Source organism: Streptomyces sp. SID11385 (assembly GCF_010548245.1).
Classification (GTDB): domain Bacteria; phylum Actinomycetota; class Actinomycetes; order Streptomycetales; family Streptomycetaceae; genus Streptomyces.
On the sequence record NZ_JAAGLR010000001.1, the window covers coordinates 21775 to 35202 of the forward strand.

The window sequence follows — 13428 nt, forward strand, 5'->3', positions numbered from 1 at the left end:
ATGACACCAGGCCCTGGGCCGAATTGCTTAATTCTATGAATCTGCGGGGCGGCAGGTGGGGGCAACCCGGAACGTTCCGGGTTGCCTCCAGCAACTGCGTGGCGTGATTGTCCGTCCAGGTGTTCATACGTTCGCATGCCTGGCTGCGGCTGCTTGGGCGCGTAGGCGGGGCGTCCTGTGCGCAAGCTGACATAGGACCCTCGCCCTAGGTAAGGGGTTTCGGCCCTCTTCACGAAGGGAGAAATGGTAAAGCGCCGTCCTGGTCAGAAGAACGGATTCTCGGAACTCCTGTCCGCATCGGTGGCGGCCTGGAGCAGCTCGGGCAAGTCCTCTGGGTCCGAGGCGCGCTGGTCGAGCCACCAGCCGGCGCGGGTCACCGTGCGCGCCGCGTCCTCGATTTGCTCCCACTGCGCCTCTGTCGTCTCGCCCTCCAGGACGAGCGCCGTGAACGCGGCGGTCATGAGCTGGTGGCGGCAGCGCACCGCCCAGGGGACTGCACGCTCGGTCCCATCGAGCGGGGGCATCTCGTACTGCTGGGACCAGGCGTCCGATTCTGCCTGTTCCTCGGCTCGTTTTGCGGCGAGCCAGGCGGCCCTTTCCTGCTCGTCGTCCTGCTTGGCGGCACGCCAGCAGTCGGTGCACTCCTGGGTCGCGAGCCACTCGGCGAAGCCCGCACGGCGGTCGGCCGGACGGTTGGACAGATCCCGGTCCGCCGGGTGGCCGCAGGCGTGCTCGATGTGCCAGATGGTCTTCACGGACATGGGTGGGCGGCCTCCTTGTGAGTCGGGTCAGCGATGGTGCGGGGAGGAAGCGGATGGCGGGGGCACCGGGGCTGTGGCAGCGCCGGGCCCAGCGGCCGGGGTGGTGCGTGGAAGAGTGCGTGGGCCAGTGGTCGGCGCGAGCCTGGACTCGTCGCGCACCCATACCTCGTGGGCCAGCACCTCCTGAGCAAGGTCAGGCTGGATGGCGATGCCGACGTCGCGGTCGTTCAGGGCCAGCGTGGTGTCCGCGAGTGTGGTCAGGGCCGGGCCGCGCCCGTCCGGTTGCGGAAGCACGTAGATGTCCAGCGTCTCCTGATGCAACCACCCACGCTCGTGGAGGACACGGCCCGCTCGCTCGCTGTCGAGCTGGTCGTCGGTGGCGGCGATGAAGCCGAGCTGGGGGTGCTCGGCGAAGGCGACGGTCGGCACCGGGCTCGGAGTGGCGGCGCGGTCGGCAGCTCGTGCGGCTGGGGGTGTGGGCTCGTAGGCGAGATCGGCGGCGACGTCGTAACCCGCGTTGCGCATGAGCGTGACGGCACGCGTTGCGCGGGCGGTGCCGTCACGGGCCTGGTCGGCGAGCGCGAACAGAGCGGGTTCGTCGGGCACGGCATGGAAGCCAAAGCCGTTGAGCATCCACGCGTTCAGCGTGGAGTCCTTCGCGACCGTGGCGACGATCCCGTGGCGGGGGTGATGGCCGACTGTGAAGTCGGGAGGCGAATCGTAGAGAGCGGGCACGGTGGTTCCATCCGTTTCGGAGTCGGCGGGGGCGCCTTCGCGGAGCGGGATGGTTCTGCGGGGCGCGGGGCGCTCGGTGGCGCGCGGCACGATCAGCGCCTCGGGGCGCTGGGGCGAGAGCCAGGGGGCGAGGCAGGGGTGACCGACAGAGGGCTCGCCGTGTTTCGCGGTGCGTGGGGGGAGGTAGAGAGGGCAGCCTCGACACGGACGGAGGGGGTGGCCTCCGGAGCGCAGGGCTGTTGGAGGGTGCCCTTCGCCGGAAGGGCCGTGTGTCGGTCGGCGAGAGTACGACGCACGGCGCTGATCTGCTGGCTGTGCGAGGCGATCGCGGCGGCGAGGAAACGAAGGCGCGCCGCGTGGTCCCGGTCTGCGGGGGTGCTGAGTTCGTCACACCGGGCGGCGGCTGTGTCCAAGACCTCGCTCACGCGTTGCAGGACCCCGTCTCCGGGAGCGGTCAGCTCGCTCAGCGCGGTGACGACCTCGCTGGTGTGGCCCGCTACCGCTACTCGGTCCCGCAGTTCACCGAGCCAGTCTCCGAAGTCCCACCCGGGGTGGCGGAGTTCCAATTCTGGGTCGAGCAGCTCACGGGCGAGCCGCACCTCTATGCCCTGTGCTTCGAGCAGGTCGTAGGCGAGGGTCGTCGTGGCGCGCTGTTCCGCCGGGTCCGTTATGCCCAGGGGCAACTGGTGGTGGGGACCGCCAGGACCATCAACCCGGATGAAGCCCGCCCGGTGCAAGGTGGCGGCAATGGTGCGCTCGTATTCTGCGGCCTTGGCCGCGATGGCCTCGGAGTGTGCCTCTGCCGGAGTTGAGGGCGTCTGGGCGAGGAGTGCGCTGCGTCGCGCGGTGACACGGTGGTTTTCACGTTCGAAGGTGATGAGAGGCAATTCGACGGCCATGCAGCCCTCCAGAGGGTGGGGCGGTGTCCTCCGCCGAAGCGGGAGGTGGTGTGGCGGAAGAGGATTCCCCGATTAGCCGGTTGGGACGGGATGGGAAGGCGTGGTAGAGGGCGGCGTCAGCGGGTGCGCCTTGGCGCCGTCGGCGACGGGGGCCCGGAGACGCGCTGGCTGGTGGGCGCGTCGCTTGTTGGGGTGGCCGATCGTGCGAGTGCGGCCCGGACACGCTCGCTGGGCGTCGCCGGGGTATCGGCTCGGCTTGCGAGGTGGGCTCCCACGCGAGCGAGCGCGGCTCCTTGTGAGGACAGGAGGTCGGCGTAGTGCCACCCCTCGCTGTTTCGCAACTCGATGGCCCGGGTCTCGTACAGGTCTCGGTACTTGGAGGGCATGGGGTTGAGGTGGGTGACGGCCTCGGCCCACTCGTCTTGCAGTTCGGCGGCCCGTTCGAGTGTGGTGTCGATCCCGCGGAGCACGCTCAGGTCGGTGCTGATCGGGCCGTCCAGGTAGTCGGCTCCCTGGGCGTTCGCGCGAACGCCGCTGAGGACTTCGTCGCCGTGAGCGAGGAAGGTCTCGACACCGGCCCATGCCTCGGCGTCGCGGCGTACCTTGCGGTCGGCGTAGCGGGTTTCGTCGAGGGGCCAGCCGTCCTCGTCGCACAGGGAGTCCGAGACAGCGTCCCAGGCGTCGGAGGCGCGGGTGATGCTCTCGGCTGCGGCGGCCAGAGCGGGGACATGTCGTGTCCAGGAGTGCTCGTCGGCGGGCTCCGGGCCGGGGGCTTCGGTCGGGGTGGTGTTCGCATCGGTCATGTGGTGGGCCTCGGGTGGTGTGCGGGCCCTCGCCGGGCTCGCAGCGGAGCGAGAGCGGACGGAGGAAGCGCGGAGGACGGGAAGCGGGCGCCTCTGTGCGTCTTCTGGCCGGGCGACGACGAGGGGGCCGTGATGCGCGCAGGTCACCGTAGGGCGCCAAGTAGCGCTGCTCAGCCTTCAGTTGGGCCATGAAGACATCCGGGCGTCGGTGTCGAAGAGGTCGCGTTCGGTGGGGTGGAGGAGGTGCTGGGTGATGAAGCTCCGGCCGGCGACTTTCCACAGGCCCCGGCCCTTGGTGAGGGCGGAGACGGCCTGGGTCTCGACGCCGGTGAGGCCGAGAAGGGGGGCCGCCGCGTCGAGTTGGTCGGGCTCCTGGCGGTAGATGATCCGGGTGGAGCAGTCGGCGAGGAGCCCTTCGGCGAGTACCCGGCCGCGCGATCCGGCGTCGCCCGCGCTGAGAAGGTCGCTGAGGCGGTGGATGACCATGAGGTTCGCGATGCCCAAGCCACGCGAGAGCTTCCACTGGGACTGCATGCGTTCCAGGAGGCCGACGTGGCGCATGAGGCGCCACGCCTCGTCGTAGATGACCCATCGACGGCCGCCGTCAGGGTCGGCGAGCGCGCTCTCCATCCAGGCGGAGGCGCACGTCATCGCGAGGACGAGCGCGGTGTCGTCGGTGCCGTTGCCCAGGCGGGACAGGTCGATGGAGAGCATCGGGGTGCCCGGGTCGAAGGCCACGGTGGTGGGTGCGTCGAACATCCCGGAGAGGTCGCCGCGCACGAGGCGGCGCAGGGCGTGGGCGAGGTCCTGGGCGGCCGGGCCCATGTGCCCGGCGTGGTTGCCGAGGGCGTCGTCGAGACGGTCTGGCGAGCCGAGGGTGTGCGCGATCTCGCCGAGCAGTGGCTCGACGCCGGCGGCATCGGCCTGTGAGACGACGAGGTCAAGGGCGAGGTCGAGGGCGGTGTGCTCCATGGGCAGCAGTTCGCGCCCGAGCACGGTGCGCGCAAGGGCGGCGAGCAGGAGCAGGCGCCGGGTGCGTACCTCTGTCCGCCAGACGTCCTCGCTCACCGATGCGGGGCGGGGCGGGGCGTCAAGGGGGTTGAGCCTTCCCGGCAGGCCGGGGCCCAGCGCGATGCTCTGCCCGCCCAGGGCTTGCGCGACGGGCGTCCACTCCCCCTTGGGGTCGCAGGGGACGTAGACGCGGTAGCCGTGGGCGATGGAGCGGGTGGCGAGCGACTTGGCGAGAGCCGACTTGCCCATGCCGATGATCCCGGCCAGGACGGTGTTGGGGTTGGTGAAGCCCTCGATGCGCCCGCTGTTGTAGAGGGTGAACGGGTCGAAGCAGAAGGCGCCTTCGGCGTGGACGTCGCGGCCGACGAAGATGCCGTCGGCTCCGAGGCCGCCCTCGGCGAGGAAGGGATAGGCGCCGCTCGCGGTCGCCGTGGTCATGCGGTGCGCGGGAAGCCGCAGTTTCCCGCCCCGCGCCGAAGCGGCCCCGGGGCGCCCGGAGGCGGGATAGGTCGGCCGCAGCTCGGCGGCCTCGTCGTCCGTGCCCTCGCGTACGGGACGGGCGGTGGCGAGGCGGGCCTGGCGACGCGCCCCGGCGAAGCCCGTCCGCGCTGCCCGTTGCTGCGCACGGGATGCCTTGCGGGGGGTGAAGACGGGTGATGCACTGGCACGGACGCGAGGCATGGCGTTCTCCTGACGAAGATGTGGGCGGGTCCGGGGCGGGTCAGTGGTTCGTGAGGCCGGTGTAGGGGGTGTGGAGGTCGGCCGGGGTGGTGCGGCGGCGTACGAGGCGGGCGGCTTCCTGGTGGCGGCGGCAGATGGTCAGCTCGGGGGCACCCTCGGGCAGCGGGTTGCGGCACGCCTCGCGGTCGGGCAGTTCGCCCGACGTGGGGTGGGGAGCGGCGTGGTAGGCGGCGTGGAGGTGGTCGGCGGCCTGCCACAGGCGGGTGCGGGTGGCCTGGAGGTGGCCGCCCTCGGCCTCGACGAGCGAGTGAGTGCGCATGGTGTGGGCGTCGAGGAGGGCGTGCAGGGAGATGAGGTGGGCGTGCAGGGCGTCCAGTTCAGCGCGGCTGGTGACCAGGGGCCCGCCGGGGATGTTGAGGCAGCGGTGGAAGTCGAGCGCGGCGGTCGCGAAGGGCACGAAGTCCTGCGGCGTCGCGTGGGCCGGAGCGGTCATGAGGTGCTCTCTCGGGGAGGGAGTGGTTAGGCGGCGAGAGCGAGGGGCAGGGCGGCGGCGGTGAAAGCTTCGGCCTGCTGCCAGGTGAGGGGGCGCAGGTCGAGCTGTGCGCTGACGGCTGCGGTCTCCACGACCGCGCGCGCGGAGCGCAGTTCGTCCTCGGTGTCGGCTGAGACGGTCAGCAGGCCGGTCAGGGCGACATCGGCGTGCCCGGCGATGAGCTGCCTTTCGCGAGCGGTGATGTCCTGGTACTCGATCGTGTCCGCCTCCGAGCCGACCTGGCCACGCCGAGCACGCTCGGCGGCGTCCGCGAGCACGCCGGACTTCTGCCGCCGTACGTCCCGCAACGCGGCGTCCAGTGCCTTGGGCGTGTAGATGAGCGAGAGAGTGCGGCGCACGCCGCCGGTGAACAGGAGCTGGTGCAGGAATCCGGCCGAGGTCTGGGTGCGGGGCCAGTTCTCCACCCAGTAGGTGGTGTGGAAGGCGGAGTCGGTACGGATGTGCTCGCCCTGCTCCACGACCACCACGGGACCGGCGGCTGCGGGATCTGTCTCGGGGCGGCCTGCGGTCGACCAACGCTCCAGCGCCGCCGTCGCGTTGGGGTCGTATGCGGTGCGGACGACGGCGGCGAGCTCCGTGGAGGTGAGCCAGCCGGTAGGGGTGAGGCCGGCACCGCGTGCGGCCTGCTCGAAGGTCGATGTCAACTGCGCCAGCACGCCGAAGGCCCCCGCGAGGCCGCCGCCTGCCTGCCCCACCAAGCGCCGGGCGGCCTTCGTGTCAAGGCTCAGTGCGACGTACGCCTCGTGCGGTGCCGCCGCCGGTCCCGCGCTCTGAATCAGCTCCTCGTACAGGCCGCCCGCGAGCGGGGCGTCGGGGTGACCATGCTCTTCCCAGTAGCGGCGCAGCGCGTCCCCGGAGTCCGGGACGGTCCGCTCGACGACCTGGATCCGGGCGACGTGCCCGGTGCGGGCGAGCGCGGCGAGGACGCGGCCCCACCCGTTGACGTTCGCGGCCTGCGTGCCAGGGTCGAGCAGCGCGTAGGCACGCGAGGAGACCTTCACCACGGCGGTCAGCGTCGCGGCGTGCGGGTCATGGACGGCCCCATAGCGGCCGTCGGGAGCGGTGACGACCCGCAGACTCGCCGCCGTACCGGGCAGGTGCAGCAGGCCCTCGCGACGCGGGCGCTGCGCGGGCCGGGTCAGCCACACGAGTTGCCTGCGCACCCGGCGAACGGCGTAGCGGGTGACCACGGGGGCCCAGTCCGCCAGGGTGCGTCCCCGGTGCCGGGCGAACACGATCAGGGCGAGCAGCCCCCACAGCGGGAGGAGTTCGAGTGCGCCGACCACGCCGCGCGTGATGACTACGGCGAGGAGGAGAAGGCCGCCGAGGGCGGTCGTGATCAGTTGTGGGGCGGTGAGGCCGAGCAGGATGCCGCGCCTGCTGCGGTGGGGAAACTTCACGGTCGCCCCGGCGGGGGCCTGGCTCTTTGCGGGCATGACGGCTCCAGAGGAGAGGCGGAAAAGGGGGGCGGGCCTGCGGGCACGGGCCCGCCCCCGGGATTGGGCACGGTCAGGCGGGCGGGGGCTGCTTGGGGAACATCCAGCGCGACGGCGCTTCTCCCTCGGGCGAGGGGCCACCGGGGGCGGACGGCCGCTCGGCGGGTGACGGAGCGGCGGGCGCACTTCCCATGTCGCCGCCCCCTGCGGCCGGAGGCACGGCGGACACCGCGTCGTCCTCGGGCTCCGTGGCAGGAGCTTCGGCAGCACTGGGCCGGACGATCAGCGGGGGAAGGCCGGGGCGCTGGATGAGCGGACGGCCCTTGTCCCCCGTGGCGTCCGGGTCCTCGCCGAAGCGGAAGCGGGTCTGCGGCTGGGGCGCCCCGCCGTCGATGCCCTCCTTGCTCAGGTTGCCGCCCGAGGGGCTGATCCCGGAGGCAACGCCCTGGCCATCGGCCCCCGGGACCTGGGCAGGGCCCTGCGGTGCCGGGGTGGACATGCCGCCGGTGCCGTACTGCATCGCGAGGGTGCCCGCGGTCTTCGCGGCTCCGGCGGCGACCGCCACGCCCGCCACGCCGGTGCGGTGCAGGTCGTCGTGGCCCCCGCCGTCACTGGCCCAGTGCACGAACTTGTACGTCGCGTAGGGGCACAGCAGGACCAGGACCATCACGACGATCCCGGCCATCGCGTCCGAGAGCGCGGCCAGGCCGCCGTTCGTGTCCGTCTCGCCCATCGCCGAGATGCCGATGAGGAACACCACGGTCATCAAGAGCTTGCTCACGACGAGCGTGGCGGTTGCCTCGATCCAGCCGCGCCGCCACCGCTTGGCGACTTCCCAGCCGCCCCCAGCCCCGGCGAAGATCGCGAGGGTGGCGAGGACGAGAACGCCCACCTTGCGGGCGACCATCACGGCCCAGTACAGGAAGGCGCCGATCGCGCAGCCCCAGCCGACCAGGGCCGACACTCCCCATCCCATGCCGTAGGTGGAGCCGACGAGCTGGATTTTCACCACGCGGCGGACCGCCTCCTCGATGGAGGTGTTGGCCGTGGCGAAGAGCCCGTCGGAGAGGGCGTCGACCACGGTGATGGCCACGGAGGTGAAGGCGACGGCGCAGAAGCTGAAGAGCACGCCCACGACGGTCCCCATGACGGCCTGGGCGAGGGCGCGTTCGTCCCGTCGCCAGGCGGCAGAGACGAGCTGGATACAGAAGGTGCCGACGATGAGCGTGAGTCCGATCGGGAGGATCAGCTCGTAGTTGTCCCGGAACCATCCTGCGTTGAGGTCGATCGCGGTGGTCGTGTCGACGGCCGAGGCGGCGAGGTCGGCAGCCGCGGTGGCCAGTTCGGCGGCCGACTTCGCGATCCAGGCTCCGATGCGGTCGGTGACGGCCCCGGCGGGGTCGGTGGCGAAGTCGGCGGCCCCGCACACCTTGTCCATCAGCGGGAGATCGCAGACGCCCATGAGGACGACTCCTTTCGTGTGAGCCGGTTCGGGTCAGGGGGTGACGGCGGGCAGGACCCCGGCCAGGACACAGGCGCGGGAGGGCCGGCACTGGACGGCGAGGGTGATCGCCCGGCTCTCCGCGCCCCCGGCGGGCGCCCCCTTCCAGGCGATCGACTGCTTGCCGGAGACCGTGACGGCGTACACGTACGCCTGCGTGATCGATCCCGGGTTCTCCCGCAGCGCCTTGCTGAACGCGTCAGGGAAGTGACCCTCGTTCACCGTCGCGGTGGCGAACTGCCCGTTCGCGGCCAGCTCCTTCCACAGCGCCGCCGAGGGGACGACCGCGTCGACCGAAGCCACGTCGGCGTACTTCGGCTCCGGGGTGAGCCACCCGTGCAGCGCCTCCACCAGCTCGTCGTGGGAGTAGGCGCGAGTGTCGTAGGACCACAGCGCGGCGGCAGCAGCCTTCGCGAACCCGACCGGATCGCGGGTGTCCGGGGGCGCGGGGAGGGGCACGCCGCGCCCGTCCGGCGTCGCCGCCGACTGGGAAGGGGACGACGGGCTCGGCGAGGACGGTGCGGACGAACTCGAAGGAGTTGCCACGGCTTTGGCTGCAGAGGATTCGTTGCCATCGCGAGTGAGGTACGCGGTCAGTCCCGTGGTGGCGAGGAGGATGGCGAGGACGGCGGCGCCGAGCAGCGCCCTGCGGCGGACGCCCGAAGTGGCGCGCGGGCTCGGGGAGATGGTGGGCATCAGTGGACCTGCGTCCCCAGCGTGCTGAAGAACGCCACCACACCGTTTGCGGCACCCAGCAGAAGCGCGGCACCGGCCGAGACCAGAACCCCCTTCTTGCCGGTTGCCTCGGCCTGGTGACCGCCGGAGTGGTGACCCCAGGCCCAGACCGCCGCGCTCACGACGAGCGCGCCGACCACAGCCACGATGCCGAACAGGTTGAGCGAGCCCATCACCTTCTTGAGCACGGTCAGGCCCGGCAGCCCGCCCTCGTTCGGCGTGATCCCGGGGTCGTAGGCGAGATAAAGCAGCGTGTCGGCAAGGCGCATAACGAACTCCAGTTCGATTTGCTGCGCGCCAAAGCCCGCATGGGCGATCGGCGGAGCGAGGAGAGAGGAAGGGAGGGGAGCGTGCGGGTCAGAGGACCCGGCGGGCCGCGAGGATCTGCGGCTTCCAGGAGGCGAGCGAGGCGATACGGACCACGTCACCGGTGTGCGGGGCGTTGACGATCAGGCCGTGGCCGATGACCATCCCCACGTGCTCGGGCACAGCGGCCGTGCCCTCGGTGAAGACGAGGTCGCCCGGCCGCAGAGCATCGAAACGGACGGGCTTACCCTCCTTGACCTGGGTGTACGTCGTCCGCGACAGCCGTACGCCCGCAGCGGCGTAGGCGCGCTGCATGAGGGAAGAGCAGTCGCAGCGGCCCATGGGATCGGAGCCGTGCGCGTCGGCGCACGTCCCGCCCCACTGGTAAGGGGTGCCGAGCTGGCCGAGCGCCCACCGAATCGCCGTACGGACCTTCGGAGGGGCATCGGCCGGGATCTCGTACTCGTCCGGGACGGCACCTGCCGGGATCTCGCCGAATCCGCTCCCGTCCTCGCCCTCCGCGCACGCGGCGCTACCCGCGTCGGGAGAGGCGGGTGCCTTGCCGAGGAGCGGTGCGATCGAGCTCTGGAGCGCGGACGCCAGCGGCTCCCACTTCGCGTACGCCTCGGGGAAGCCAGACTTCTGCACCGCCTGCGCGGCCTGCGTGACCGACAGGGACTGCCAGCCCGCGACCCGCTCCAGCGCCTCGTAGAACTTCGTCGAGGCGTGCACGGGATCGAGGATCTCGCTCGTCGCCCCCCATCCCTGCGACGGCCGCTGCTGGAACAGACCCAGGCTGTCGCGGTCGCCATACGGGAGGTTGCGCAGTCCGCTCTCCTGAAGCGCCGTGGCCAGCGCGACGACCTGTCCTCGCGCGGGGATATTCATCGCGACGCCGGTCGCCTGGATCGTCCTCGCGTAGGGCACCTGCCCAGCGGGATCGTCCAGCCCCGGAACGGAGACGGGCTTCCCGTCCGCGCCGTCGAGAACCTTCCTCACCTGCGCGGCCACGGCTGCTGTATCCACAGCCTGTGCACCACCGGCCGAGCAGGTGGAGGAATCGGCGTCGGCGGCGGTGACGGCAAGAATCGGGAGGGCGACGGCGAGAGCGCCGCTGGCGGCGAGCCCGACCAGGGCGCCCGCCGTCTTCTTCACGGCCGCCGCCGTTCACCGGGGCGGCGCCGGGCCGCCCACGAACTCGGCTGCGGACACGGGTGTGTCAGGACGTGCTGCATGGCAGCGGCTCCTCGGGTACGTAGGAGGGCGCGGTGCCGACTTCTCGTGCAAAGCCGTCGGCACCGCACCGCTTGAATCCGCCGCGAAGGCGGACCCGGATCGGGGAGTTGGTAGCTCCCGGACGCCGGTCACAGGTCACGCGCGGCAGCCAGCCGCGCTCGTAATCTCAGCTGATACATCCACGCCTCCTCACCACTCGCGGAACGCCCCGCTTCCCTCCGGCCCGCGCCTCCCCTGGACTGAGCAGCACGGGAAAACACAGGTCAACGGGGTTGCAGCGGGGCTGCGTTCCGAAGAACTGGCAGGACAGTAGACGCGGAATCCGGCCGCACCAAACGAGCCCGGGAAGGCCGGCATCCACGCGGGGCGCGGCCGGGAAAGACGGCTACTCTCCGGCGCACCCGCACTGCCTCGCACCCGAACCGGATCGGGGCTCCACCTCCCAACCGCCCAGGAAGGGCTCGTACATGAGCTACACGCTGCACCGAGGCGACGCCCTCACGGTGCTCAAGACCCTGCCCGACGAAAGCGTCAACGCGGTCATCACCGACCCCCCGTACAACTCGGGAGGGCGCACCAGCTCGGAGCGCACCGGACGTTCCGCACGCGCGAAGTACGTCACGAGCAACAGCGCCCACGACCTCGCCAGCTTCCCGGGCGAGAACCGCGACCAGCGCTCCTACCGGGCTTGGTTGACCGCGCTGCTCACCGAGGCGTACCGCGCGGCGACCGAGCACTCCGTTGCCATGGTCTTCTCCGACTGGCGCCAAGAACCCACCACCACCGACGCGCTCCAGATGGCGGGGTGGACGTGGAGCGGGACCATCTCGTGGATCAAGCCCGCAAGCCGCCCCCGCAAGGGCGGCCCCAAGCAGGACACCGAGCTCGTCACCTGGGGCGTCAAGGGCACCCTCGACAACACCCGCGACCTCTACCTCCCCGGCCACTACATCGCCTCACAGCCCCGCAAAGACCGCGTCCACATCACCCAGAAACCGGTCGAGATCATGCGGCAGCTCGTCAAGGTCTGCCCCGAGGGCGGCACGGTCCTCGACCCCTTCACCGGCAGCGGCTCCACCGGCGTCGCCGCCCTGCGCGAAGGCCGCAACTTCCTTGGCGTCGAACTCTCCACCCACTACGCCGACATCGCCGAGCGGCGGCTGCGCGCGGAGCTGACCCAGGACGACTTCGTCCTCGTCGGGCCCGAGGAATGAGCCCGAGAACCGGGCTCCGGCCGGCAAGCGCGGACCGCAGACGGCGAAGGGCGGTTGGAGCACCAGCGAGTCCGGTGCTCCAACCGCCCTTCCGCGCGGGTCAAGCCGCTTCGAAGGCCCGTCGTATCAAGGGCTGCGCTTTCTCGAGGGTGGCGGGCGATCCGATGCGGACCTCCAGGTCCCCGGTCCCGAGGTGCCCGATGCCGCGCATGTCGCGTGTGAAGCCGTCCTCAAGCTCGACGGTGTCGGGGTCGAGGCGCAGGTACGTGAGGATCGCCTTGTGCCCCGGGCGGAACAGAACGGAAGCGATGTTCACGAGGCGCCGGTAGGCGATGTAGTGCTGGAGCGGGGTGACTTCGACGTCGCCCCACGCGGTGAGCGCCTCGTCCAGCTCGCCGTACAGGTCCTCCAGGCAGGCTGGAGCGGAGCATCGCGCCGACGGAACGGGGACGGCAGACGGCTTCGGGGCCACCGCGGTTCGCTCTCTTCCGCGCCGAACCCCACTGGGGTGCGGTACGCCGGGCGAGGAGTGCTCCAGCAGCAGGCTCAACAGGTCCCCGTCGAAGACGCGGTAGCGAAGGAGGTCAATCCGCTCGGGAACGGTGTCCACGGCGACGCGGTCGTGGTGGGAGAAGGCCGCTGCGATACAGATCATCCGGGGATGAGACCAGTCGATGCTCTCGGCTGCCTCCTCGCCGAGCACGTCACGCACCAGTGCCGCGAACTCGTGCCGCGCCGAGCGCAACCACGTCATGTACGAGACGGCCTGCGACAGCACGCCGCTGTCCGAGCCCTTCTTGTACTCGATCACGACCGGGGCGCCGGTCTCGTCCAGCCCGAGCGTGTCGATCCGACCCCGATGCCACGGACCCGTCGCGTACTCCGAGGCCAGGAACCGCACCCCGAGCATCGCCTCCAGCCCTGCCTCGACCCGCCGCTGAAGCTCGACCTCCAGCGCCACCGCCGAACCCACCAGCTCAACGTCCCGCCCGTCCGCACCCTGACGGAACAACATCAGCTCGGCCACCCGCAGCTCCTCCCGTGATCTCCGCACGGGAACCAATCAACGCGCGGCCACGGATATTCCACCTTGGGGCACGGAGGGGGCCCCTTCGGCCCTTGTGCAGTGTCATCCAGCCTTGAGCGCGGGAGCTACTAGTGAAATTACGAGCCTCCCGCTGCCTGGTAGGCGCACGCCAGGTTGTCGCGGGAGGCCAGGGTGGCGGGGTGATCCGGCCCGAGGACACGCACACGATCCGCAAGAGCGCTCTCGTACAGCGGGACGGCCCGGCCCAAATCACCCGCTGCCTGGTAGGCGCACGCGAGGTTGTTGCGAGAGGCCAGGGTGGCGGGGTGATCCGGCCCGAGGACACGCACACGATCCGCAAGAGCGCTCTCGAACAGCGGGACGGCCCGGCCCAAATCACCCGCGGACTGGTAGGCGCCCGCAAGGTTGTTGCGAGAGGCCAGCGTGTCAGGGTGATCCGGCCCGAGGACACGCACGCAATCGGCAAGAGCGCTCTCGTACAGCGGGAGGGCCCGGCCCTCCTCACCCGC

General features: G+C 71.1%; 14 protein-coding genes. 1 reads left to right on the forward strand and 13 read right to left on the reverse strand.

The annotated features are described in order from the left end of the window. Positions 1-263 precede the first annotated feature (263 nt). From G3I42_RS00115 to G3I42_RS00165, 11 genes are all read right to left on the reverse strand, one after another. Complete coding sequence (locus G3I42_RS00115) at positions 264-761, reverse strand: hypothetical protein (protein ID WP_164281803.1); 498 nt, start codon at positions 759-761, stop codon at positions 264-266. 27 nt (positions 762-788) lie between these two features. Continuing rightward, positions 789-1496 carry a hypothetical protein gene (locus G3I42_RS00120; protein ID WP_164281804.1) on the reverse strand — a complete coding sequence of 236 codons (708 nt, stop codon included), beginning with the start codon at positions 1494-1496 and terminating at the stop codon, positions 789-791. A 92-nt stretch (positions 1497-1588) separates the two neighbouring features. Beyond that, positions 1589-2395, reverse strand: coding sequence for a hypothetical protein (locus G3I42_RS00125; RefSeq protein ID WP_164281805.1), 807 nt, complete (start codon positions 2393-2395; stop codon positions 1589-1591). 116 nt (positions 2396-2511) lie between these two features. Continuing rightward, on the reverse strand, positions 2512-3198 hold the full coding sequence (locus G3I42_RS00130) for a hypothetical protein (protein WP_164281806.1): 687 nt from the start codon (positions 3196-3198) through the stop codon (positions 2512-2514). Between the two features lie 177 nt (positions 3199-3375). Next, on the reverse strand, positions 3376-4890 hold the full coding sequence (locus G3I42_RS00135) for an ATP-binding protein (protein WP_164281807.1): 1515 nt from the start codon (positions 4888-4890) through the stop codon (positions 3376-3378). Between the two features lie 40 nt (positions 4891-4930). Further along, positions 4931-5383: a DUF6238 family protein gene (locus G3I42_RS00140; protein WP_164281808.1), complete on the reverse strand. Its 453-nt coding sequence runs from the start codon at positions 5381-5383 to the stop codon at positions 4931-4933. Positions 5384-5409: 26 nt separating this feature from the next. Further along, positions 5410-6879: an SCO6880 family protein gene (locus G3I42_RS00145; RefSeq protein WP_164281809.1), complete on the reverse strand. Its 1470-nt coding sequence runs from the start codon at positions 6877-6879 to the stop codon at positions 5410-5412. Between the two features lie 73 nt (positions 6880-6952). Further along, positions 6953-8341 (reverse strand): ATP-binding protein, encoded by a 1389-nt coding sequence (locus tag G3I42_RS00150; protein ID WP_164281810.1) that lies wholly within the window; start codon positions 8339-8341, stop codon positions 6953-6955. Positions 8342-8374: 33 nt separating this feature from the next. After that, positions 8375-9076, reverse strand: a complete 702-nt coding sequence (locus G3I42_RS00155) for a hypothetical protein (RefSeq protein WP_164281811.1) — start codon at positions 9074-9076, stop codon at positions 8375-8377. Continuing rightward, complete coding sequence (locus G3I42_RS00160; RefSeq protein ID WP_164281812.1) at positions 9076-9384, reverse strand: DUF6112 family protein; 309 nt, start codon at positions 9382-9384, stop codon at positions 9076-9078. Before G3I42_RS00160 ends, G3I42_RS00155 begins: the two co-directional genes overlap by 1 nt. Positions 9385-9472: 88 nt before the next feature. Then, on the reverse strand, positions 9473-10576 hold the full coding sequence (locus G3I42_RS00165; RefSeq protein WP_164281813.1) for a C40 family peptidase: 1104 nt from the start codon (positions 10574-10576) through the stop codon (positions 9473-9475). A 548-nt stretch (positions 10577-11124) separates the two neighbouring features. Between G3I42_RS00165 and G3I42_RS00170 the strand changes: the two genes are divergently transcribed. Continuing rightward, the gene (locus G3I42_RS00170; RefSeq protein WP_164281814.1) at positions 11125-11871 is read left to right on the forward strand and encodes a site-specific DNA-methyltransferase; all 747 of its coding nucleotides are present in this window, start codon (positions 11125-11127) and stop codon (positions 11869-11871) included. Between the two features lie 100 nt (positions 11872-11971). Here the strand turns inward: G3I42_RS00170 and G3I42_RS00175 are convergent, their stop codons facing one another. Both G3I42_RS00175 and G3I42_RS00180 read right to left on the reverse strand, forming a co-directional pair. Further along, positions 11972-12898 carry a DUF5655 domain-containing protein gene (locus G3I42_RS00175; RefSeq protein WP_164281815.1) on the reverse strand — a complete coding sequence of 309 codons (927 nt, stop codon included), beginning with the start codon at positions 12896-12898 and terminating at the stop codon, positions 11972-11974. Between the two features lie 137 nt (positions 12899-13035). After that, positions 13036-13428 (reverse strand): tetratricopeptide repeat protein (locus G3I42_RS00180; protein WP_164281816.1); only part of this gene is annotated, 393 nt, incomplete at its 5' end.